Below are 22,283 nucleotides of genomic sequence, written 5' to 3' on the forward strand. Positions count from 1 at the left end.
GTTCCACCACGCCACGTTAGAAAATTACTAAGTATTTACTGTTAGTTAACCGTGCCTTTAACGTTATCACTAATAAGGTTGAATTTTGCTTTAAGCACGCCGATAAAAGAACTGTTATCATCCTTAAAAATCGCCATCAATAATCCGCTGATAGCGACAGCTATAACGGCATATTCAATGGCGGTAACGCCATCCTGTTTGCGTATGAAATCGTGCAGTTTATTACCTATAGTCTGCAATCCGTTGTAAATCATTACCGAACTGCTCAGTACGATACCGTTCATTTTACTGCTCCTTAGTGACCTGACCCGAAACCAATAGCGTCGATTAAACTGCACGCCACCGACAATGCTCATACTGCTTCTTTGAAACATGCAGCAATATGAACCAACCCGGCCAAAAATGTAAGTGACAGTCACTAACTATTTTTCTGACAGAATAAAGTAAATTACAGACAGCGTTGCCTGCACGGCGAGAATGTTCTTTCTGCTCTGGCACCGATAGATATCTGAAAAGAAAATGCCTATAGTATTTATTTACCCGCGGGTAAGACGCTTGCTGACTCATTTATCAGCCGTAGCAGGGCTGCGCGGCATTCATCTGTGGCCAATATCTTATACCGTAATACGCTAATCACTAACAGGGAGCTTTTATGATTGTAGTGGAAAAAATCAAGGACGTTCATATCAGAAGAACATTAGTGGAAAACGTTATTAGCATGATATTTCGCGGCATGATCAATGATGGCGATTATCTGCCGTCCATTCGAAATATGAGCGAGCGCTACCATATTTCTCGCAATAGCGTTGTTTCTGCTTATAAAGAACTGGAGAGTTTGGGATTTATTGAAGGCCGTGAAAGGCGCTGTTATCGCGTGGTCAGCAAGCGACAAATGCAACCTGAAAACCTTTCAGGCCGTCCGGCCAGTGGAAGTGAGAAAATAAAAAATTCTGCATCTTTACCCGGCCCTGATCTTATGGCGTTAGCCAATCGTATTACTTTTAACAATAACGCCAGCCTGCCACTGCATTTTATGCGTAAATATTTTAATGACATCGCCATGGAGCCTGGCGGGAAGCGGCCAGATAACAACCAGCGGCTTAATCATAATCTGACCCGCTATGTGAAGATAACCCGAGGCTGTCTCATTGATACTGAAAACGCCCTGGTGATGCAAAGTCAGCAGCAAGCATTAATGCTGATTGCTCATTATGGAAAACAACAGGCTGCGCGACCGAGTATTGTTTTGGAAGACCCCGTCTCTCCCGCTGTGTTCCAGCTCTTTTCCGGCTTGGGTTATGAAATTATCAGGGTCAGCGTTGGTAAGGAGGGAATGGATACCGCATCGTTACCTGAACGTCACGTAGATTTTATTTATACTTCCCCAGCAAATCAGTTTCCGACGGGCGCAAAAATGAGCGTCGCTCATCGTAAGCGGCTCCTGCAATGGAGCCTGCGTAACAACGTGCTGGTGATAGAAGATGACGCCTGCTTTATGTTGGGATTTGGCGAGAATATCATTCCACCGCTTTGTGAATTTTATCCGGCAGCTAATATTATTTATCTCTATAGCCTGAATGAATTTATTGGTAACAGTATTAACCTTAGCCTGTTATCGCTGCCGCTTTCTCTGGTTACCGCGTTTAAACAGCTTCATCCCCTGTTCACCAGCCCGGTTCCTGTGGCGATGTATCACCTCGTTAACAGTTTTTTGGAATCCCCCCACCTGCTTAAATATTTATCCGCCACGTTAAAAACCCGGCAGAATAGATATGAACTTGCCGTTAGCGGGCTGCGAAAAGTGGGTGGCGATATCGACTGTTGGGGATTGATGCACGCTGGTTATTTCAGCTTTTCCTGCGGCAATGCGCTTTTACCCGGGATGTTAAAAGCGCAGAATTTTATCCCTTTAACGCTGTTTTGCCATACCTCGCCGCTATGGCAAACCAACCGCTATATTTATGCAACAGGATCGCTTTCCACGGCTGATATTAAGGCAATTAATAAGAGGCTGGCATCACTTCAGAAAAGCAGGTTGATAGCAGAATTCGATGAGGAAGAATGAGGAAAGGTGAAAACTGAAATACCGGATCGGTAATTTCAGTTTTCACTCAGCAAACGTCAGGCGATATTGAGATATTTGTGCGTCTGCATGGAAAGACGCCAGTTACGCGCAATGCAGGTTTCAATGCACAGCTTTGTCGCTTCGTCTTTCTGGCTGATCGGCTGTAGCGCCACGATGCGGCTTTTGTCATCGTTAAGCGTTACCAGCAGCGCATCCAGCGCATCCACATCGCGCTGACGGGCAACCGGATGCTTCACCTCATCGGCACGCACCAGCGCCTGATTCAGCACGTCATAGCCACCGCGCATATTTACCTTTGGCGAAACCGTTACCCAGGTATCGTCACTGCACAGCACTGTGTGCGTGCCGCTGGTTTCGATCTGGCAGCTGAAACCGTGCTGCTCCAGCGTCTGCGTTAGCGGCGTCAGATCGTGGATACAAGGCTCACCACCGGTGATAACCACATGCTTTGCGGTCCAGCCATACTGGCTGATTACCGCCAGCAAAGCCTGTGCATCGGCCGCGCCCCAGGCATCGGTTTCCACTGTCTTGATAAGGATATCGCCGAGCGAAGTTTCCCGATCGGCCAGCTTATCCCAGGTGTGTTTGGTGTCACACCAGCTGCAGCCCACCGGGCATCCTTGCAGGCGGATAAAAATTGCAGGAACACCGGTATAAAACCCTTCGCCCTGCAACGTCTGGAACATCTCATTAATCGGGTACTGCATTACGCTCTCAACTGGCTGTGAAAATAAGGGCGCAGATTATGACAGATAGCGCCTTTTTAACCAAACCACATTGTGCCAGAAACAGAGAATGTTTTCCGCGGCTCAACGGGACATAAAAAAAGCCCCGTCCAAAGACGAGGCTTTCAGAAAATCCGCAGCCTGTATCGGCTGGGATTAGCAGGCTTACTGGCCTTTAACTTCTTTCAGGCCGTTGAATGGCGCACGGCTGCCCAGCGCTTCTTCAATACGGATAAGCTGGTTGTACTTAGCAACACGGTCAGAACGGCTCATAGAACCGGTTTTGATCTGGCCTGCGGCTGTACCTACCGCCAGGTCGGCGATAGTTGCATCTTCAGTTTCGCCTGAACGGTGAGAGATAACGGCGGTGTAGCCAGCATCTTTCGCCATTTTGATCGCAGCCAGAGTTTCGGTCAGAGAACCGATCTGGTTGAATTTGATCAGAATGGAGTTAGCGATACCTTTATCGATACCTTCTTTCAGGATTTTAGTGTTGGTCACGAACAGGTCGTCGCCCACCAGCTGAATTTTGTCGCCCAGCACTTTAGTCTGGTAAGCGAAGCCGTTCCAGTCAGACTCGTCCAGACCGTCTTCGATAGAAACGATTGGGTACTGTTTAGTCAGGTCTTCCAGGAAGTGGGTGAACTCTTCAGAGGTAAAGGCTTTGTTGCCTTCGCCAGCCAGCACGTATTTGCCGTCTTTGTAGAATTCAGAAGCCGCGCAGTCCATCGCCAGCGTGATGTCTTTGCCCAGCTCGTAGCCTGCTGCTTTTACCGCTTCAGCGATAACGGCCAGCGCTTCGGCGTTAGAGCCCAGGTTTGGCGCGTAGCCGCCTTCGTCACCTACAGCCGTGCCCATGCCTTTCGACTTCAGCACTTTTGCCAGGGTGTGGAACACTTCAGAACCCATACGGATGGCTTCTTTCAGGGTTTTTGCGCCCACTGGCTGGATCATGAATTCCTGGATGTCGACGTTGTTGTCGGCATGCTCGCCACCGTTGATGATGTTCATCATTGGCAGTGGCATAGAGAATTTACCTGGGGTGCCGTTCAGCTCAGCGATATGCTCGTACAGCGGCATGCCTTTTGCGGCGGCTGCTGCTTTCGCTGCTGCCAGAGAAACGGCCAGGATGGCGTTTGCGCCGAACTTGGATTTGTTCTCAGTACCGTCGAGGTCGATCATGACCTTGTCGATGTTTGCCTGGTCTTTTGCATCTTTACCGGTTACCGCGTCCGCGATTGGGCCGTTTACCGCAGCAACGGCTTTCGTCACGCCTTTACCCAGGAAACGAGATTTGTCACCGTCACGCAGTTCCAGCGCTTCACGGGAACCGGTAGAAGCGCCTGATGGAGCCGCTGCCATACCGACAAAACCGCCTTCCAGATGCACTTCTGCTTCAACGGTCGGGTTGCCACGAGAGTCGATGATTTCGCGACCGATGACTTTAACGATTTTGGACATTAGTTTTTCCTCAGTACAAGTTAACTTAAAACTCAGACAAACAACGCGCGAAAAGTTCGCGCGTCGTTATGAAAACACTTATTTTGCCAAACGCTTTTGATGCTCGCTGGCGGCTTTAACGAAGCCGGCAAACAGAGGATGACCGTCACGTGGTGTAGATGTAAATTCCGGATGGAACTGACAGGCGACATACCACGGATGCTCAGGAAGCTCGATGATCTCTACCAGCTGATCGTCGCCTGAACGGCCCGCTACACGCAATCCAGCCGCTTCAATCTGCTTCAACAGCATGTTGTTAACTTCGTAACGGTGGCGATGACGTTCAACGATGGTATCGGAGCCGTACAGCTGCTCGACCAGGCTGCCCGGCGTCAGCTGACACTGCTGGCTACCCAGACGCATCGTGCCGCCCAGATCGCTCTGCTCGGAACGCACTTCCACGTTGCCATCTTCATCACGCCATTCGGTAATCAGCGCCACAACCGGGTATTTACAGTCCGGCACAAATTCCGTTGAGTTCGCGTCCGCCATACCGGCGACGTTACGAGCAAACTCCATCAGCGCAACCTGCATGCCCAGGCAAATGCCGAGGTAAGGAATGTTGTTTTCGCGCGCATAACGCGCGGTCATCAACTTCCCTTCAACGCCACGGTAGCCGAAGCCGCCAGGAATAAGGATAGCATCCAGATCTTTCAGCAGCTCAACGCCACGGCTTTCGACATCCTGCGAGTCAATCAGCTTGATGTTCACGGTGACACGGTTTTTCAGGCCGCCGTGTTTCAACGCTTCAATCACTGATTTGTAGGCGTCCGGCAGTTCGACATATTTGCCGACCATACCGATAGTCACTTCGCCGCCCGGATTTGCTTCTTCATAAATGACCTGTTCCCATTCGGACAGGTTCGCTTCCGGCGCGTTCAGGTTGAAACGCTTACAAATATAATCATCCAGGCCTTGTGATTTCAACATGCCAGGGATTTTATAAATTGAATCAACATCTTTCAGGGAGATAACCGCTTTTTCCGGCACGTTACAGAACAGCGCGATCTTCGCACGTTCGTTTGCCGGAACCGCGCGATCCGAACGGCAGATCAGCACATCAGGCTGGATGCCGATAGAAAGCAGCTCTTTAACGGAATGCTGAGTGGGTTTGGTTTTGACTTCACCTGCCGCTGCCATATACGGCACCAGCGTCAGGTGCATATACATGGTGTGCTCGCGACCGACATCGACGGCCATCTGGCGAATGGCTTCAAGGAACGGCAGAGATTCGATATCGCCGACGGTGCCGCCGATTTCAACCAGCACCACATCATGGCCTTCACCGCCTTCGATGATGCGCTCTTTGATGGCGTTGGTAATGTGCGGGATTACCTGAATAGTCGCGCCCAGATAGTCGCCACGACGCTCTTTGCGCAGCACTTCCGAGTAGATACGACCCGTCGTGAAGTTATTACGACGGCTCATTTTGGTACGGATGAAGCGCTCGTAGTGGCCCAGATCCAGATCGGTTTCCGCGCCGTCATCGGTGACGAACACTTCGCCGTGTTGGGTAGGACTCATGGTACCCGGATCCACGTTGATGTACGGGTCCAGCTTCATGATGGTCACATTCAGACCACGTGCTTCAAGAATGGCGGCCAGGGAGGCTGCGGCAATGCCTTTACCCAGAGAGGATACGACCCCGCCGGTCACAAAAATATAGTTCGTTGTCATGCTGAACCTGAGAAAGTAGGTTTAAAGACGATGGAATAACCAGGACGGGAAAACAGTATACGGGAATCCCCTTCATGCCACAATTAATCGTTTCTGGTTATCTGCCAGCCATCGTGTTGACCGCCCCAACACTACCCGATTTTGTGACGGCTGAGATTGACGCAGGTCACACTTTTGTTGAATCGTGTCAGCGGGTTATTCGGTTTGAGGGAATAATTTTATCGGTTCTGCACAATCAACAAGACTTATTAACAACTTAGTCTGTCGATGCCGGGCACTCATTAACGCTGCGTAAAACACCCTGCATCACAATCTGCAACCGTTGTTTTATATGCTCAATACCCAGCGATCTTTCCGTGGCATTTTGGGGTTTTCTGCGGGGCAACAGCGCGCCAAAAACGATGTCCATCAGCATGCCTGCATACAATGCCAGATCCTCAATGGCTATTCTTCCTCGCTGGTTTTCGCTTTCCAGCCACTCAATCAGCCTCTCACGTGAACGAACAATTTCATGCTCATAGAGATAATCAGCAAGCTCAGGCATTAGCACGGATTCCCTGACAATAAGGTTGAGCAAAGTCTCACGCGACCGGGACAGCTCCTCATTGCTGTCGAGCCTGAAAATATGATACAGCGTGGCCATCACCGAAAGGTCTTCCCCGCCAGGACGCGGAAGATCGAGGATCAAATGGCGATGTTGATGCACTACGGCCGCAAACAACGCCTTTTTATCCGTAAACGCTTCATAAAGCGTCCGCTTAGAAACTTTAGCCCTGGCGGCAATGCCAGCCGTTGTCGCTGCCTTAAAACCCGTTTCAATAAAAATTTGCATGGCCGCCGCAAGAATACGCTGGCGACGTTCGGTTTCGTTCGATGCTTTGGGCCGCCCCCGCCTGGTGACAGCTTTATTAACGGCGTCGTCCATTTCTGCCTCCGCAACAAAATGACAAAAAGCGCTATTTGCTAATATAGGTACTCACTAGTACCATTATTCCTGCATGCCCGGCAGTATATCAGAATATGGTAGAGCAGGCCGGGCAGAACTCATCCGGTTTACAGGGGAAGTCTATGTCTGAACATAATGTGAAAAACATCCAGCGCAGTCCCATTAGCGATCCTCGAGTAAATGCTGTTATTACCGTTCTGAACAATGCCCGGAGCCGACCGTCAGGTAAATCGCTGGAAGGCGTCTCGCGATTTGATGCCGAAAGCTTTGCTGATTATGGTTTTTCCATACATCCTGAACAGGGCGATCTCATCTATCTGCTGTGTCGGGGAATGAAAGCGACTCGGGTAGTCGACTTTGCCACCTCCATCGGTATGTCAGCGCTTTATTTTGCTGCTGCAATGCGAGATAACGGCGGTGGCCAGGTCATTGGTGCAGAGCTGGTTGCCTCAAAAGCGGCAGTGGCGCGGAAAAACCTGGCCGAGGCAGGGTTGGCGGAATTTGCTGATATTCGTGTTGGTGACGCGCGTGAAACGCTGCGTGACGTTGGCGGCCCGATCGATTTTGCGCTCATTGACGGCTGGCCGCAGGCAGAAGGCCCAACGTTGGCCCGCCAGATGATTGAACTGCTTGCGCCCCAGCTGCGCGTTGGCGGTTACGTGCTGAACGATAACGCCGAACCGGATTTCCTTGATTATATTCGCGATCCGCAAAACGGCTTTATTTCCGTCACGCTACCCATTAAGCGCGGCACCGAGCTGGCGTTGAAAATTCGATAATGCAGAACGGCTGCGGTTTGCCTGCGGGCAATCGCAGCCGTGTGGTGTAACGGCCCATAAGGCAAAAAAACGGCAGGGATGGAGAAAGAGTGATGCAAACACGTAGAGAGTTTCTGATGATGAGTTCCGGGCTGGCCGCCATGATTGCACTGAGTGCGCCAGCATACGCTCTTCAGGGAAGAAAAGGCATCCTGCACGCAACGGCCGTCACCCAGGTATTCGGTGACGGCGTCCGTCTGATTGCCGTCGCGATAGAATACGACAGCCGCATTGACGCCAACCGGTTGGCATCAACAGATTTTGCAGTGCAGGGAAGAACGGTCATTGAGGTTTTCGCCAGCCGCTCAGCCAACCCAGCAGACAGGGCCACAACGGGCAACTATGTGATTATCACGCTCTCGCCCGCCGATAAGGATGCTTTGCTGGCGCAAAAGGTAACGCTACCTGCTCAGAAAACCCCGGCAAAAGGCGGTCCCGGAAAGGCGGGCGACGTGCCTTTTTATGACACCCTTTACCCACCAGCCAAAGCCACTCTGACTCAGTTAGTTCCGCTGGAAGCAGCCAATGGTGAGCGGATCTCGGCAGACAAGGTTCCTGTGATTACAGAAGCCGTGAAGAATCTGGTAGTGGATGATTTTAAACAGTCTGAATTTCACGATGCCGTAACCGGGAAGTCCTTAAAATACAATTTATTCATTCCTGAAAAGGCCACTTTTGAACATCGCCTGCCGCTGGTACTGTTTATGCACGATGCGGGCGCGACCAGTGATGTGACGCGAACTACGCTGTTTCAGGGGCTGGGCGCAGTGACATGGGCCAGTCCGCAGGATCAGGCGCAGCGCCCCTGTTTTGTGCTGGCACCGCAGTATGGCGAAATCATTGCCGATGACGATTCCCATACCTCCGATATGTTGGATATCACCATTAACCTGATCAACACACTAGTGGAACAATACCCCATAGATCGTTCCCGGCTGTACACTACCGGACAGTCCGGCGGCTGCATGACATCGATTGCCATGGATATTAAATATCCGGATTTCTTTGCCGCGTCCTTCCTGGTTGCGGGTCAATGGGATGCAACGCTGGTAGCGCCTCTCGCCCGTCAGAAGCTGTGGATTTTGGTGTCGCAGGATGATGACAAAGCCTGGCCCGGCCAAAATGCCATCACCGGGGCGTTGGCAAAAGCGGGAGCAAAAATCAGTCGGGCAGAATGGGATGGCACCTGGGACGAGAAGGCATTCCGGGTTGCCTTTGAGCAAATTGATGCGGAAAATAGCCCGATCAACTACGTCTCCTTTCGTAAAGGCACGGTGATCCCCGCAGGCCAGTCGGCTGCGGGCGCAAGCGGCCATAGAAACACATGGCGCATCGCTTATAGTATCGAGCCGATCAGAGAATGGTTGTTTCGTCAGAAGAAATCCGGCTAAGGGTAAGGAGGCTGGGTCGCCTCCTTACAAACGGGTTTACGGCTATTCCCCGGCTTTTACCTGCTGCCAGGCGGCTTCCATCTGTTCAAGCGTCGCTTCCTGCATCGCTAAGCCCTGTGCGGCGATAATCTGTTCGACCTGACGAAAACGCCGCTCAAACTTGTCGTTGGCTTTTTGCAGGGCCGTTTCGGCCTTGCTGCCAAGGTGGCGGGAAAAATTCACGGTGGCAAACAGCAGGTCGCCGATTTCCTCTTCCAGCTTCTGCTGGTCGACCACGGCCTGCTGCGCTTCATGCATCACTTCGTCGATCTCTTCATGCACTTTGTCCAGCACCGGGCCAAGCGTATGCCAGTCAAAACCGACGTTGCTGCAACGCTTCTGGATCTTATGTGCGCGCATCAGAGCGGGCAGCGCACGAGGAATATCGTCCAGCGCCGAATGCTGCTCTTTTCCGGCACGTTCGCTGATTTTGATCTGTTCCCAGTTGGCCAGCACTTCCTTGCTGTCGCTGACTTTTACGTCACCAAAAATATGCGGATGACGCCGCTCCAGCTTGTCGCTAATCGTCTGGCAGATGGCATCAAAATCAAAACGCCCTTCTTCTTCCGCCATTTGCGCATAAAAAACAACCTGAAACAGCAGGTCGCCCACTTCGCCTTTGAGATCGTCAAAGTCTTCCCGGCTGATGGCATCCAGCACTTCATAGGTTTCTTCGAGGGTGTAGGGCGCGATAGAGGCAAAAGTCTGTTCGCGATCCCATGGGCAGCCCTTCTGCGGATCGCGCAGGGTTTTCATGATGCCCAGCAGGCGATCGAGTGAGGTCATAGCGGAGTCCATTTGAGTGTGATGAAAACAGTCGGATAACTTTACGGCATGATGAAGGAAAATGCATGCAGGCAACGTCGTGGCGCTCCTGGCGCTGGCAGTTTGCGTTCTGCCAGCGCGCAATCCCCTGGGAGCATACTCAAGTATGTGACCAGGGGTGAGCACTGCCAGACCGCAAAATGGCAAGCAAAGTAGCCACCTGAAAGATTAATGCAATCTTCTCGCGTCGATGATATCAGGCACCTGGTTGAGCCTCGCCAACACGCGTCCCAGCACCTGATGGTTGTAGATTTCAATATCCATATCGATGGTTGCCAGCTGCTTTTTAGTATCGCTCCTGCTGGAGACGCCAAGCACGTTAACTTTCTCGTTAGCGAGAATCGTGGTGATATCGCGCAGTAAACCACTGCGATCGTTAGCAGTCACACGCACCACCAGCGAATAGCCGCTGGAATAGCTCTCGCCCCAGACAGCATCAACAATGCGCTCTGGCGCGTGCGACATCAGCTCGGTCAGCTGATCGCAATCTGCGCGGTGAATAGAAATACCCCGGCCCTGCGTAATAAAACCGGTAATATCGTCACCCGGGATCGGCTGGCAGCAGCGCGCAATGTGATGCATCAAATTGCCGACGCCTTCGACCACGACCCGGCCACTCTCCTTGCTGCGCGGCGCGGCGGACTTCTGCGTCAGCTGGCGTAACGCTTCGCGATCTTCTTCTTCCGCACTTGGCTTGTTGAGCTTCGATTGCAGGAAGTTGCTCATCTGGTTCAGACGAATATCACCGCCGCCAATCGCCGCCAGCAGTTCATCCAGCGAGTTGACGTTATAGCGCGGCAACAGCAGCTTTTCAGCTTCTTTCAGACTGATATCAAGATGATCCAGCTCGTTATCCAGAATCTGTTTTCCGGCAATGATATTTTTGTCGCGATCCTGCTTACGGAACCAGGCGTGAATTTTTGACCGTCCACGGCTGGTGGTCACGTAGCCCAGATTCGGGTTTAGCCAGTCACGGCTTGGATTCGGCTGCTTCTGGGTGATGATATCGATCTGATCGCCCATTTGCAGCTGATAGGTAAAGGGCACAATACGGCCGCCGATTTTTGCGCCGATGCAGCGGTGCCCGATATCGCTGTGGATATGATAAGCAAAGTCCAGCGGCGTTGAGCCAGCGGGCAGATCCACCACGTCCCCTTTTGGGGTAAACACATAAACACGATCGTCGAACACCTGGCTGCGCACTTCGTCCAGCATTTCGCCGGAGTCCGCCATCTCTTCCTGCCAGGCAATCAGTTTACGCAGCCAGGCGATACGCTCTTCATGACCTGACGCGCCACGTGCGCTGCCCGTTGTACCGCCCTCTTTATACTTCCAGTGCGCAGCAACGCCCAGCTCTGCATCTTCATGCATCTGGCGGGTACGAATTTGAATTTCAACGGTTTTGCCTTTCGGCCCCAGCACCACGGTATGAATTGACTGGTAGCCGTTAGGTTTCGGATTTGCCACGTAATCATCAAACTCGCTGGGAAGATGGCGATACAGCGTGTGCACAATCCCCAACGCGCCATAGCAATCCTGTAAACGTTCGGCCACGATACGTACGGCACGCACGTCGAACAGCTCGTCAAACGTCAGTGATTTTTTCTGCATCTTGCGCCAGATGCTGTAGATATGCTTGGGACGGCCATAGACTTCCGCCTTAACGCCCTCTTTAACGATTTCGGTGCGCAGCGACTGCACGAAGGTATCGATATAGCCTTCGCGATCGATACGCCGCTCGTGCAGCAGTTTGGCAATGCGCTTGTATTCGTCGGGATGCAGGTAGCGGAAACAGAAATCCTCCAGCTCCCATTTCAGCTGGCCGATACCGAGTCGGTTAGCCAGCGGCGCATAAATGTTCGTACACTCTTTCGCGGCAAGTACGCGCTCATCTTCCGGCGCGTCTTTTACCTCGCGTAAATGGGCGATACGCTCAGCCAGCTTGATGACCACGCAGCGGAAATCTTCCACCATCGCCAGCAGCATACGGCGAACGTTGTCCACCTGCTCGGAGGCCATTGAATCGTTATGGGTGGCTTTTAGCTGGCGGATGGCGTCCATGTCTCTTACGCCATGTACCAGCGAGACGATGGCCGTGCCGAATTTCTCTTCCAGTACCGCTTCAGAAACTACGTTAGCGTCGGCCAGCGGAAACAGCAGTGCAGCACGCAGGCTTTCGTTATCCATGCTGAGCATTGAGAGGATTTCGACCATCTCCACGCCGCGCCAGAGCAGCAGAGCCGCGTCGGGATGATCCCGGGTCGCCTCTTCGCAATAGCTCCAGGTATCGGCGAGTCGTTCACATGACTGCGGGTTAGCGATCCCCAAACGGGCGATCCATTGATCGAGTGCAAACTCGCCAGCCGTATTCAGATGTGCACTTCTTACCGCAACCATATCCTCTCCAGACTAACGCTCCCTTCCGGGAAGCTATTTTCGGCTAAATAACACCATGGATTCCACGTGCCCGGTATGCGGAAACATATCAAGCAGGGTAACCCTTTCCAGTTGGTAGCCGGACGCCAGAAGAATCTGACTATCCCGAGCAAGTGTAGTCGGATTACAGGAAACATAGACCACGCATTGGGGCGCAAGTTTAATAATGTGAGGTATCACACCTGCGGCTCCAGCCCGGGCCGGATCCAGTAAAACTTTGTTAAATCCTTCAGCTGCCCAGGGCTGCCCGGACACGTCCTCTTCCAGATTGTGCTGAAAGAAAGCGATATTATTCAGATTATTCTGCGTGGCATTATACGCACCCTTTTGCGCTAATGCTGCAACACCCTCCACTCCTGTAACATTTTCTACCCTTTTTCCTAACGGAAGCGTGAAGTTGCCCATACCGCAAAAGAGGTCCAGCACCCGGTCCTGCGGCTGGAGATCCAGCCAGTCGATGGCCTGCGCCACCATCTGCTGATTCAGTTCGCCATTGATTTGAATAAAATCACGCGGACTGAAGGTCAGCGTCAGGCCATCAAGGCGGTAAAAAGGCTTCTCGCCTTTAACCTGTTCAAGCGTCTCGCTATCCGGGGCTAAAAAGAGTGCAACTTGCCGATCATGCGAAAACTGTTCCAGTTTACGTCGGTCGGCCGCACTTAACGGATCCAAATGGCGTAAAACCAGCAGCGGGCCGTTGTCAGCCAGCACCAGCTCAACGTGTCCAAGCCGTCGGACCGCCTGCAAACTGCTCAGCGCCTGGTGCAGCGGCTGAATTAACGCATTAAGTTCGGGCTTCAAAATGGGGCACTGGGTAATCGCCACCAGCTCGCTGGAGCCTGCCTGACGAAAACCCATCTGTAATTTCTGGCTACGCTGATGATAATTCAGGCTGAGGCGGGCACGGCGGCGATAGCCGTAAGATTCGCCCGCCAGAATAGAATCGACTGTGACTTGCTGCCCGGTTTGCTGATGCAATAAATGAGACAGGGCGTTTGCTTTGCTGCGCTGCTGCAACGCAGAAGAAACGTGTTGCTGTTGGCAACCGCCGCACTGGTGATAGTGCGGACATTGAGGTTTCACCCGTTCCGGGCTGGTGCTCAGAATAAGCGTTGTCTTTGCCCGCGCCCACGAACGTTTGTCTTCGACGATTTCTACTTCAACCTGCTCGCCTGGCAATGCGCCATTGATAAACAACGCTTTACCATTAAGCCGACTGACGCCCTGCCCTGAACCGTCAAGGTCATTAACTGTCACTGTCATGATCTGGCGGGTCGTCACGCGCCGTTTTGCAGAGTAGAATTGCGCCATTATTCAGTTTTATCTCGAAAAGTAGTTAGCGTAAACGCGCGTAGCCTACACCAGCAGTCGAATTAATTCGAGGTGTGACAGCGGGCGATTATCATCGCGCTACAGGATGATTATGACCAAATACAGCCTGCGGGCACGCATGATGATATTGATTCTGGCGCCCACGCTGATGATCGGGCTGCTGTTAAGCACCTTCTTTATTGTGCATCGCTACAATGAACTTCAGCGTCAGCTGGTGGATGCCGGTGCCAATATTATTGAGCCACTGGCCGTTTCCAGTGAATACGGCATGACCTTCCGCAGTAAGGAGTCGGTGCGCCAGCTGGTCAGCCTGCTGCACCGTCGGCATTCGGATATCGTTCGGGCGATTACCGTTTTTGACGCGCAGAATCAGCTGTTCGTTACCTCTAACTATCATCTCAGCGCCGACAAATTACGTCTGCCAGCAGGCAGCCCGCTGCCGGCGACCTTCAGCTATGAACGTAAGGGCAACTCGGTAATTCTGCGAACGCCTATTTTATCCGAAAGCTATTACCCGGATGAGTCGCCGGGAGAAAACGTCAAGCCTGACGGTAATCCGCTCGGCTATGTCGCTATCGAACTGGATTTACAGTCGGTCAGGCTACAGCAATATAAAGAAGTTTTTGTTTCAACCCTGCTGCTGCTGTTTTGCCTCTGTCTTGCCATGCTGTTCGCCTACCGGCTGATGCGGGACGTGACCGGGCCGATTCGCGATATGGTGAATACCGTTGACCGCATTCGTCGCGGCCAGCTGGACAGCCGCGTCACCGGGCATATGCTCGGCGAGCTGGATATGCTGAAAAACGGCATCAACTCAATGGCGATGTCGCTGACCGCCTACCATGAAGAGATGCAGCAGAATATTGACCAGGCGACGTCAGATCTGCGCGAGACGTTAGAGCAGATGGAGATCCAGAACGTTGAGCTGGATCTGGCGAAGAAACGCGCTCAGGAAGCAGCCAGGATCAAGTCAGAATTCCTTGCCAATATGTCGCACGAGCTGCGTACGCCGCTGAATGGCGTGATTGGTTTTACCCGTCAGACGCTGAAAACACAGCTGAATATTACCCAGCGCGATTATCTGCATACCATCGAACGCTCCGCGAATAACTTGTTAAGCATCATTAATGACGTGCTCGACTTTTCCAAGCTGGAAGCGGGCAAGCTGGTGCTGGAAACCATTCCTTTCCCGCTGCGCGCCACGCTGGATGAAGTGGTGGTACTGCTGGCGCAGTCGGCTCATGAAAAAGGGCTGGAACTGACGCTAAGCATCCAGCATGACGTGCCGGACAATGCCATCGGCGATCCGCTGCGCATGCAGCAAATCGTCGTAAACCTGCTGGGCAACGCGATCAAATTCACCGAAAGCGGCCACATTGATATTCGCGTAGAAAAGCGTTCGCAAAGTAATAATCGGGTCGATCTGGAAGTTCAGATCCACGATACCGGTATCGGCATTTCCGAAAAGCAGCAGTCACAGCTGTTCCAGGCGTTTCGTCAGGCCGACGCCAGCATTTCACGTCGCCACGGCGGCACCGGTTTGGGGCTGGTCATTACTCAGAAGCTGGTCAATGAGATGGGCGGTGAAATCTCCTTCCACAGCCGGCTGAATCAGGGCTCAACGTTCTGGTTCCACGTTAACCTGGCGCTTAACCCCAATGCCGCCAGCGATCTGCATGCGGTAGACTGCCTGCACGGCAAAAGCCTTGCCTATGTTGAAGCCAACCCGGCCGCTGCCCAGGCAACGTTAGACCTGCTTGCGGCCACGAACATGACCGTCAGCTACAGCACCACGCTGGAAGGCTTGCAGAAGGAGCGCTACGACGCGCTGTTAGTTGGCTTACCGATAGCGAAAGAGCGGCACCGTGAACTGTGCCTGGACGCGCTGCTTCCTGCGCTGAAACGGGCCGATCACGTTATTATGGCGTTGCCTTGCCAGATGCAGGTTCATGCCGAAGAACTGAAGGAAAAAGGGGTCAGTGCCTGCCTGATCAAACCGGTTTCGCTCTCCCGCCTGCTGCCCGTGTTGCTTGACAATCACGCACGCGAGACCGATTTCCGCACGAACAGAATTAAACTTCCGCTTACGGTGATGGCCGTAGATGATAACCCGGCTAACCTGAAACTGATCGGCGCGCTGCTGGAAGAGCAGGCGGAGACTATTATTCTCTGCGACAGCGCCGTCACCGCCATTCAGCAGGCTGAACAACGGGAGCTGGATATTATCCTGATGGATATTCAGATGCCGGAAATTGACGGCCTGCGCGCCAGCGAATTGATTCGGGAAATCCCTCATCATATCAACACGCCTATCGTCGCCGTCACCGCTCACGCCCTGGATGGCGAGAAAGAGCATTTGATCAAAGCGGGCATGAACGACTATCTCGCCAAGCCGATAGATGAAGTTAAGCTTAGCCATCTGCTGGCGCGTTATTCGCCTCATCTTTTACCTGCTGTGCCCGTATCAAACGGCGTTTCGGCATCGCTTGACTGGGATCTCGCGCTGCGCCAGGCCGCCAATAAGCCCGATTTAGCACGCGATTTGCTCCAGATGCTGGTGGATTTCCTGCCGGAAGTTCGCAGGCAGGTTGAAGATCATATGGCCGATGAAAACAGGCAGGGATTGCGGGATATTATTCACAAGCTTCACGGCAGCGCCAGCTACAGCGGTGTGCCCCGCATGAAGGCGCTTTGCCAGCAGCTGGAGCAAGCTCTGCGGGCCGATAACCCTATTGCGGATATTGAACCGGAGTTGTTTGAGTTGCTTGATGAGATGGAAAACGTCGCGAAGCTGGCAAAAGAAAGGCTGAGCCGATCTCACTGACGGCACGCAACAGACAATATGCGGAAGCCCCATTAAACCGGGGCTGTTTTATTCCAAAGCGCTACATCTTTTGGCCAATTGCCAGCGAGGCGGCGATATTTCTTGCCGTCATTCGAACGTTCTCCGCAGCGTTTTCCAGCGCGTCTTCCAGCGTGCAAATGCTGTAAATAACGCTGAAAACCGCATCCAGCCCGTGCTGATGCACCACGGCAACGTCGGCAGTCAGGCTTCCGGCAATGCCAATCACCGGTTTGTTGTAGCGTTTGGCTACTTTCGCTACGCCAATCGGCACTTTACCGTGAATCGTCTGGCTGTCGATGCGTCCTTCGCCGGTGATCACCAGCGTGGCGTCCTTCACCAGCTCATCCAGCCCCAGCGCCTCAGTGACAATTTCAATGCCCCGACGCAGTTCAGCCTGACAAAATGCATGCAGCGCCGCGCCCATGCCACCGGCCGCACCACCGCCCGGAATGGAAAGCACATCGATATCCAGATCGCGTTGAATGATCCGTGCATAGTGCTCAAGCGCCTTATCCAGCTGTCTGACCAGTTCTGGCGTGGCACCTTTTTGCGGGCCAAATACGGCGGAAGCCCCCTCTTCCCCCAGTAACGGGTTTGTCACGTCACAGGCGACTTCAAAACGGCAATTTTTAATGCGCGAATCAAATTCGCTGAGATCGATGCTGTCCAGCTCCGCCAGCCTGCCGCCGCCAAAACCAATTTGCTTTCCCTGCTTGTCGAGAAGCTTTGCGCCGAGCACCTGAACCATTCCGGCCCCACCATCGTTGGTGGCGCTGCCGCCAATGCCGATAATGAAGTGCTCAACGCCTCGGTCCAGCGCGTTGCGGATTAACTCCCCCGTACCCAGTGAGGTGGTGATCAGCGGATCGCGGCGTGAAGCGGGAACCAGTTCGAGTCCGCTGGCCGCGGCCATTTCAATATAGGCGCAGCTGTCGTCACCGGAGAGGCCGTAAAAGGCTTCCACCTCTTCACCCAGCGGACCGGTGACGTTCAGCCGGATAATTTTACCTTTGGTCGCGGCGACCATCGCTTCTACCGTGCCTTCTCCGCCATCGGCAACCGGAAGTTTGACATACTGTGCTTCAGGAAAAATCTCACTAAATCCCTGTTCGATTTGCGTGGCAACCTGCTGGGCTGTCAGGCTCTCTTTATATGAATCAGGTGCAATGACTATTTTCATACGTTATCCGTGCGCGTTTGGACTGGCCTGCGCCAGAAATGCAGGTTCCGGCTTAATAATTAAGCCGGATTCCTGGCTTACTTACTGATTTCTACTTTCGCTAATTTCTCATAATAGCAAGCCAGGGCGCTGTGATCGGCCGTGCCAAGGCCATCGGCACGCAGCGCCTGCATCATCTCCATCACCGCCGCCGTCAGCGGCAGCTGGGCACCCACGCCGTGCGAGGTATCCAGCGCATTCGCCAGGTCTTTAATATGCAGATCGATACGGAAGCCCGGTTTGAAGTTGCGATCCATGACCATTGGTGCTTTGGCATCTAATACGGTACTGCCTGCCAGTCCGCCACGAATCGCCTGATAAACCAGTTCCGGATTTACACCCGCTTTAGTCGCCAGCGTCAGCGCTTCCGACATGGCTGCAATATTCAGCGCCACAATCACCTGATTTGCCAGCTTGGTAACGTTGCCCGCGCCAATATCTCCCGTATGAACAACAGAACCGGCCATCGCTTTCATAATGTCGTAGCATTTATCGAACAGCTCTTTATCACCGCCGACCATTACCGACAGCGTTCCGTCTACCGCTTTAGGTTCGCCGCCGCTGACGGGCGCATCCAGCAGAGCGATGTTTTTCTTCGCCAGTTGTTCATGAATTTCGCGGCTGGCAAGCGGCGCGATGGAACTCATATCAATAACGATCGTACCGGGTTTCGCGCCCTCAATGACGCCACCTTCGCCCAGCAGCACTTCTTTGACGTGTGGTGAGTTAGGCAACATGGTGATAATGACGTCGCTCTGCTCAGCTATCGCCTTTGCCGACTCGGCCGCGGTGGCACCAAGGCCGACCACTTCCGCCACGCTGTCTGCATTATGATCGCGTACAACCAGCGAATAGCCCGCTTTCAGCAGGTTTTTGCTCATGGGTTTGCCCATGATGCCCAGACCAATAAATCCGATTTTCATTTCTGTCTCCTTAAAATATGCGTTATTTTTTGAAGCGATCGCACAGAGCCTGAGTGGCTCCACGGAACACGCCTACGTCACTGCCTACCGCCACAAAACCGGCGCCCCACTCCAGATAGCGCCGGGCATCGGCTTCCACCGGCGCGAGGATGCCGCTCGGTTTGCCCGCTGCTTTCGCTCGTTCAAAGATATATTTAATGACTTTCAGGACTTCCGGATGGGCCGGCTGCCCGAGATAGCCCAGTGCCGCCGACAGATCGCCAGGACCGACAAAGATGCCGTCCACGCCTTCAACTGCCGCTATCGCATCAATGTTGTCCACCGCCTGCTGCGTTTCAATTTGTACCAGCACGGTGATGTTGCTGTTGATGGTGCTGTTGTACTCCGGCACGGTGCCGTACATGTTGCTACGATGCGAAACCGACACGCCACGAATGCCCATTGGCGGATAGCGCGTGGAGGCGACGGCGCGCACCGCTTCTTCTTCCGTTTCAACAAACGGGATCAGAAAGTTAGAGAAGCCGATATCGAGCAGACGCTTGATGATTACCGGCTCATTACAGGGAGGACGCACTACCGGTGCGCTGACGCTGCCTTTCAGTGCCATCAGCTGAGGGACAAAGGTGGTGATGTCGTTTGGGGCATGCTCTCCGTCAAGCACCAGCCAGTCGAAACCGGCCAGACCAAGAATTTCCGTGGTAACAGGATTTGCCAGCGCACACCAGCTGCCGATTAAGGTTTCGCCTGCCAGTAAACGCTGGCGGAAGCTGTTAGGACTGCTTACATAGCTCATTGCTCTCTCCTGAAAAAGGGTTAGCGCACCAGACAAGGGCGTTTGTTATCAAAGGTCCAGTTTGGTACCAGGAACTGCATTGCCTGCGCGTCGTCGCGCGCGCCCAGACCAAATTTTTGATACAGCTGGTGAGCCTTCATTACCTGATCCATATCCAGCTCGACGCCCAGCCCCGGCTTTTGCGGTACCTGCACACAGCCACCTTTGATCTGTAGAGGCTGACGCGTCAGGCGCTGATTGCCTTCCTGCCAGATCCAGTGGGTGTCGATGGCGGTGATTTTGCCAGGAGCGGCTGCGGCCACATGAGTGAACATCGCCAGTGAAATATCGAAATGATTATTGGAATGTGAGCCCCAGGTAAGGCCAAAGTCGTTGCACATCTGCGCCACGCGGACGGAGCCTTGCATCGTCCAGAAGTGCGGGTCGGCCAACGGAATGTCGACGGACTGCAAAGATAAAGTATGACCCATCTGCCGCCAGTCGGTGGCAATCATGTTGGTGGCGGTTGGCAGACCCGTCGCACGTCGGAATTCCGCCATCACTTCCCGGCCTGAATAGCCCTGTTCTGCGCCACACGGGTCTTCAGCATAAGCCAGCACGTCTTTCAGCTGTTTGCCCAGCGCGATCGCTTCGTTCAGCGACCATGCGCCATTTGGATCGAGCGTAATTCTTGCTTCAGGAAAACGCTTAGCCAGTGCGGTAACCGCTTCGGCTTCTTCGCTGCCGGCCAGCACGCCGCCTTTCAGCTTGAAGTCGTTGAAACCATATTTTTCATACGTGGCTTCCGCCAGGCGAACCACCGCCTCCGGCGTCAGCGCCTCTTCGTGGCGCAGGCGATACCAGTCACAGTGCTCATCCGGCTGGCTCTGGTAAGGCAGCGACGTTTTACGCCGGTCGCCGACATAGAACAGATAGCCCAGCATTTCGACGCGATCGCGCTGCTGCCCATCGCCCAGCAGCGAAGCCACGTTCACGCCCAGGTGCTGCCCAAGCAGATCCAGCAGCGCGGCTTCAATGCCGGTGACGACGTGGATTGTCGTGCGCAAATCAAAGGTCTGATTTCCCCGTCCCGCCGAATCACGATCGGCAAAGGTATTGCGCACATGACTCAGCAGGTTTTTATATTCTCCAATGCTGTGTCCTTTCAGCAGCGCGGCGGCTTCTTCCAGCGTGCGACGAATCTTTTCGCCACCGGGTATTTCTCCCACGCCGGTATGCCCGGAATTGTCTTTGATAATGACAATGTTCCGGGTAAAAAAAGGACCGTGAGCGCCGCTGAGATTCAGCAGCATACTGTCGTGTCCCGCCACGGGGATCACCTGCATTTCCGTTATCAGCGGTGTTGTTTGACTCATAACCTGTTCCTTCTGAGAAGTGGGCATCAGCGGCCAAAAGCGGGACGCTTGCGATCGAAAGTCCAGCCAGGGATCAAATACTGCATAGAGGCGGCGTCGTTACGTGCGCCGCCAGGCAATGTTTTGTACAGCGCATGGGCTTTCTCAACTTGTGCCCAATCCAGCTCTATCCCCAATCCTGGCGCATCCGGCACGGCAATCTTGCCGTTGCGGATTTGCAGAGGCTCTTTAGTCAGGCGCTGGTTCCCTTCCTGCCAAATCCAGTGGGTATCAATGGCCGTCGGTTTACCCGGCGCGGCCGCCCCCACATGGGTGAACATCGCCAGCGAAATATCAAAATGATTGTTGGAATGGCAGCCCCAGGTAAGCCCCCAGTCGTCGCAAAGCTGCGCGACGCGAACTGCTCCACTCAGGGTCCAGAAATGCGGATCCGCCAGCGGAATATCGACGGCATTGAGCATCACCGCATGATTCATCTCGCGCCAGTTAGTGGCGATCATATTGGTGGCGACAGGCAGGCCCGTTGCACGGCGGAACTCGGCCATCACCTCGCGACCTGAATAACCCTGTTCTGCACCGCAGGGATCTTCGGCATAAGTCAGAATGCCCTGCATGTCTTTGCACAGCGCAATGGCTTCATCCAGCAGCCAGGCCCCATTGGGATCGACGGTAATTCTCGCGTCAGGAAAGCGTTTTTTCATCGCTTTCACCGCATCAATTTCCTGTTCACCTGGCAGAACGCCGCCCTTCAGCTTGAAGTCTTTGAAGCCGTATTTGTCCTGGGCAGCTTCCGCCAGACGCACCACGGCGGCGCTGTCCATCGCCTTTTGATGACGCAGGTGATACCACGCGTGTTTTGCCTGTTTGCCCGCAAGATAAGGAAGATCGGTTTGCTCGCGGTCGCCGATATAGAACAGATAACCCAGCACCGTCACTTCATCACGCTGCTTGCCAGGGCCGAGCAGCTCCGCCACCGGCACGTTCAGGCATTGTCCTAACAGATCCAGCAGCGCCGCTTCCAGCGCGGCTACCGCGTTCACCCGCAGCTCAAAAGTCCAGGCGCCTTTACCAAAAGTATCGAAATCAGCCGACTGGTTGCCTTTGTGCACGTCCTGCACCAGCCGGTTCATCCTTGCCACTTCCCGCCCTTTTACCTGGGGAATGGCGTCCATCAGCGTTTGATAAATGGTCTCGCCCCCTGGTGCTTCGCCTACGCCGGTATGCCCGGCGCTGTCCGTCAGTACCACGATATTTCGGGTAAAATAAGCGCCGTGAGCACCGCCAATATTAAGCAACATACTGTCGTGACCCGCCACGGGGATAACTTTCATATCCGTAATGGTCGGGCTGCTTTGCGTATCCATATTCCGTCC

18 protein-coding genes are annotated in these 22,283 nt (G+C 53.5%); 5 read left to right on the forward strand and 13 right to left on the reverse strand.

What is annotated here, in order from left to right; all coding sequences use genetic code 11:
* Window positions 1–41 precede the first annotated feature (41 nt).
* Complete coding sequence (locus tag EHV07_RS18245; protein WP_254446269.1) at window positions 42–284, reverse strand: Flp family type IVb pilin; 243 nt, start codon at window positions 282–284, stop codon at window positions 42–44.
* A 368-nt stretch (window positions 285–652) separates the two neighbouring features.
* Here EHV07_RS18245 and EHV07_RS18250 point away from each other — a divergent pair, with 368 nt between their 5' ends.
* The gene (locus EHV07_RS18250) at window positions 653–2,065 is read left to right on the forward strand and encodes a GntR family transcriptional regulator (protein WP_147199589.1); all 1,413 of its coding nucleotides are present in this window, start codon (window positions 653–655) and stop codon (window positions 2,063–2,065) included.
* A 56-nt stretch (window positions 2,066–2,121) separates the two neighbouring features.
* Here the strand turns inward: EHV07_RS18250 and queE are convergent, their stop codons facing one another.
* The 3 genes from queE to pyrG form a co-directional block, all read right to left on the reverse strand.
* Window positions 2,122–2,793 carry a 7-carboxy-7-deazaguanine synthase QueE gene (gene queE / locus EHV07_RS18255; RefSeq protein WP_147199590.1) on the reverse strand — a complete coding sequence of 224 codons (672 nt, stop codon included), beginning with the start codon at window positions 2,791–2,793 and terminating at the stop codon, window positions 2,122–2,124.
* Between the two features lie 183 nt (window positions 2,794–2,976).
* Complete coding sequence (gene eno, locus EHV07_RS18260) at window positions 2,977–4,272, reverse strand: phosphopyruvate hydratase (protein ID WP_147199591.1); 1,296 nt, start codon at window positions 4,270–4,272, stop codon at window positions 2,977–2,979.
* Window positions 4,273–4,350: 78 nt separating this feature from the next.
* The gene (pyrG, locus tag EHV07_RS18265; RefSeq protein WP_147199592.1) at window positions 4,351–5,988 is read right to left on the reverse strand and encodes a glutamine hydrolyzing CTP synthase; all 1,638 of its coding nucleotides are present in this window, start codon (window positions 5,986–5,988) and stop codon (window positions 4,351–4,353) included.
* Between the two features lie 74 nt (window positions 5,989–6,062).
* On the opposite strand from pyrG, the gene EHV07_RS18270 reads away from it, so the two are divergent.
* The gene (locus EHV07_RS18270) at window positions 6,063–6,248 is read left to right on the forward strand and encodes a hypothetical protein (protein WP_147199593.1); all 186 of its coding nucleotides are present in this window, start codon (window positions 6,063–6,065) and stop codon (window positions 6,246–6,248) included.
* Here EHV07_RS18270 and EHV07_RS18275 read toward each other — a convergent pair.
* Window positions 6,245–6,913: a TetR/AcrR family transcriptional regulator gene (locus EHV07_RS18275; protein ID WP_147199594.1), complete on the reverse strand. Its 669-nt coding sequence runs from the start codon at window positions 6,911–6,913 to the stop codon at window positions 6,245–6,247. The two genes, EHV07_RS18270 and EHV07_RS18275, sit on opposite strands and share 4 nt — an antisense overlap.
* Window positions 6,914–7,056: 143 nt before the next feature.
* On the opposite strand from EHV07_RS18275, the gene EHV07_RS18280 reads away from it, so the two are divergent.
* The gene (locus tag EHV07_RS18280) at window positions 7,057–7,713 is read left to right on the forward strand and encodes an O-methyltransferase (RefSeq protein ID WP_147199595.1); all 657 of its coding nucleotides are present in this window, start codon (window positions 7,057–7,059) and stop codon (window positions 7,711–7,713) included.
* A 92-nt stretch (window positions 7,714–7,805) separates the two neighbouring features.
* Window positions 7,806–9,143: a peptidase gene (locus EHV07_RS18285; RefSeq protein ID WP_147199596.1), complete on the forward strand. Its 1,338-nt coding sequence runs from the start codon at window positions 7,806–7,808 to the stop codon at window positions 9,141–9,143.
* A gap of 42 nt (window positions 9,144–9,185) precedes the next feature.
* Here EHV07_RS18285 and mazG read toward each other — a convergent pair whose 3' ends face one another.
* The 3 genes from mazG to rlmD all read right to left on the reverse strand — a co-directional run bounded on the left by mazG (window position 9,186) and on the right by rlmD (window position 13,754).
* Window positions 9,186–9,968, reverse strand: a complete 783-nt coding sequence (mazG, locus tag EHV07_RS18290; protein ID WP_217363416.1) for a nucleoside triphosphate pyrophosphohydrolase — start codon at window positions 9,966–9,968, stop codon at window positions 9,186–9,188.
* A 207-nt stretch (window positions 9,969–10,175) separates the two neighbouring features.
* A complete protein-coding gene (gene relA, locus EHV07_RS18295; RefSeq protein WP_147199598.1) occupies window positions 10,176–12,404 on the reverse strand; it encodes a GTP diphosphokinase in 2,229 nt (742 codons plus the stop codon).
* Window positions 12,405–12,437: 33 nt separating this feature from the next.
* On the reverse strand, window positions 12,438–13,754 hold the full coding sequence (gene rlmD, locus EHV07_RS18300) for a 23S rRNA (uracil(1939)-C(5))-methyltransferase RlmD (protein ID WP_147199599.1): 1,317 nt from the start codon (window positions 13,752–13,754) through the stop codon (window positions 12,438–12,440).
* 112 nt (window positions 13,755–13,866) lie between these two features.
* Here rlmD and barA point away from each other — a divergent pair, with 112 nt between their 5' ends.
* Complete coding sequence (gene barA, locus EHV07_RS18305) at window positions 13,867–16,599, forward strand: two-component sensor histidine kinase BarA (protein WP_147199600.1); 2,733 nt, start codon at window positions 13,867–13,869, stop codon at window positions 16,597–16,599.
* Between the two features lie 61 nt (window positions 16,600–16,660).
* Here the strand turns inward: barA and EHV07_RS18310 are convergent, their stop codons facing one another.
* From EHV07_RS18310 to EHV07_RS18330, 5 genes are all read right to left on the reverse strand, one after another.
* Window positions 16,661–17,800 carry a glycerate kinase gene (locus tag EHV07_RS18310; RefSeq protein WP_147199601.1) on the reverse strand — a complete coding sequence of 380 codons (1,140 nt, stop codon included), beginning with the start codon at window positions 17,798–17,800 and terminating at the stop codon, window positions 16,661–16,663.
* Between the two features lie 77 nt (window positions 17,801–17,877).
* The gene (gene garR, locus EHV07_RS18315; protein ID WP_147199602.1) at window positions 17,878–18,762 is read right to left on the reverse strand and encodes a 2-hydroxy-3-oxopropionate reductase; all 885 of its coding nucleotides are present in this window, start codon (window positions 18,760–18,762) and stop codon (window positions 17,878–17,880) included.
* A gap of 22 nt (window positions 18,763–18,784) precedes the next feature.
* Window positions 18,785–19,555, reverse strand: coding sequence for a 2-dehydro-3-deoxyglucarate aldolase (gene garL / locus EHV07_RS18320; protein ID WP_147199603.1), 771 nt, complete (start codon window positions 19,553–19,555; stop codon window positions 18,785–18,787).
* Window positions 19,556–19,575: 20 nt separating this feature from the next.
* Complete coding sequence (gene gudD, locus EHV07_RS18325; RefSeq protein ID WP_147199604.1) at window positions 19,576–20,910, reverse strand: glucarate dehydratase; 1,335 nt, start codon at window positions 20,908–20,910, stop codon at window positions 19,576–19,578.
* Window positions 20,911–20,936: 26 nt separating this feature from the next.
* Window positions 20,937–22,274, reverse strand: a complete 1,338-nt coding sequence (locus tag EHV07_RS18330) for an enolase C-terminal domain-like protein (RefSeq protein WP_147199605.1) — start codon at window positions 22,272–22,274, stop codon at window positions 20,937–20,939.
* Between the last annotated feature and the right edge of the window lie 9 nt (window positions 22,275–22,283).

It is taken from the genome of Pantoea sp. CCBC3-3-1 (assembly GCF_007981265.1).
GTDB lineage: Bacteria > Pseudomonadota > Gammaproteobacteria > Enterobacterales > Enterobacteriaceae > Erwinia.

Excerpts from the sequence above, each read along its gene's own strand:
- garR (WP_147199602.1), bottom strand. The coding sequence starts at position 18,762 with ATGAAAATCGGATTTATTGGTCTGGGCATCATGGGCAAACCCATGAGC.
- eno (WP_147199591.1), bottom strand. The coding sequence starts at position 4,272 with ATGTCCAAAATCGTTAAAGTCATCGGTCGCGAAATCATCGACTCTCGT.
- EHV07_RS18245 (WP_254446269.1), bottom strand. The coding sequence starts at position 284 with ATGAACGGTATCGTACTGAGCAGTTCGGTAATGATTTACAACGGATTG.
- pyrG (WP_147199592.1), bottom strand. The coding sequence starts at position 5,988 with ATGACAACGAACTATATTTTTGTGACCGGCGGGGTCGTATCCTCTCTG.
- queE (WP_147199590.1), bottom strand. The coding sequence starts at position 2,793 with ATGCAGTACCCGATTAATGAGATGTTCCAGACGTTGCAGGGCGAAGGG.
- EHV07_RS18285 (WP_147199596.1), top strand. The coding sequence starts at position 7,806 with ATGCAAACACGTAGAGAGTTTCTGATGATGAGTTCCGGGCTGGCCGCC.
- rlmD (WP_147199599.1), bottom strand. The coding sequence starts at position 13,754 with ATGGCGCAATTCTACTCTGCAAAACGGCGCGTGACGACCCGCCAGATC.
- EHV07_RS18275 (WP_147199594.1), bottom strand. The coding sequence starts at position 6,913 with ATGGACGACGCCGTTAATAAAGCTGTCACCAGGCGGGGGCGGCCCAAA.
- EHV07_RS18250 (WP_147199589.1), top strand. The coding sequence starts at position 653 with ATGATTGTAGTGGAAAAAATCAAGGACGTTCATATCAGAAGAACATTA.
- mazG (WP_217363416.1), bottom strand. The coding sequence starts at position 9,968 with ATGACCTCACTCGATCGCCTGCTGGGCATCATGAAAACCCTGCGCGAT.
- gudD (WP_147199604.1), bottom strand. The coding sequence starts at position 20,910 with ATGAGTCAAACAACACCGCTGATAACGGAAATGCAGGTGATCCCCGTG.
- EHV07_RS18330 (WP_147199605.1), bottom strand. The coding sequence starts at position 22,274 with ATGGATACGCAAAGCAGCCCGACCATTACGGATATGAAAGTTATCCCC.
- relA (WP_147199598.1), bottom strand. The coding sequence starts at position 12,404 with ATGGTTGCGGTAAGAAGTGCACATCTGAATACGGCTGGCGAGTTTGCA.
- EHV07_RS18270 (WP_147199593.1), top strand. The coding sequence starts at position 6,063 with ATGCCACAATTAATCGTTTCTGGTTATCTGCCAGCCATCGTGTTGACC.
- garL (WP_147199603.1), bottom strand. The coding sequence starts at position 19,555 with ATGAGCTATGTAAGCAGTCCTAACAGCTTCCGCCAGCGTTTACTGGCA.
- barA (WP_147199600.1), top strand. The coding sequence starts at position 13,867 with ATGACCAAATACAGCCTGCGGGCACGCATGATGATATTGATTCTGGCG.
- EHV07_RS18310 (WP_147199601.1), bottom strand. The coding sequence starts at position 17,800 with ATGAAAATAGTCATTGCACCTGATTCATATAAAGAGAGCCTGACAGCC.
- EHV07_RS18280 (WP_147199595.1), top strand. The coding sequence starts at position 7,057 with ATGTCTGAACATAATGTGAAAAACATCCAGCGCAGTCCCATTAGCGAT.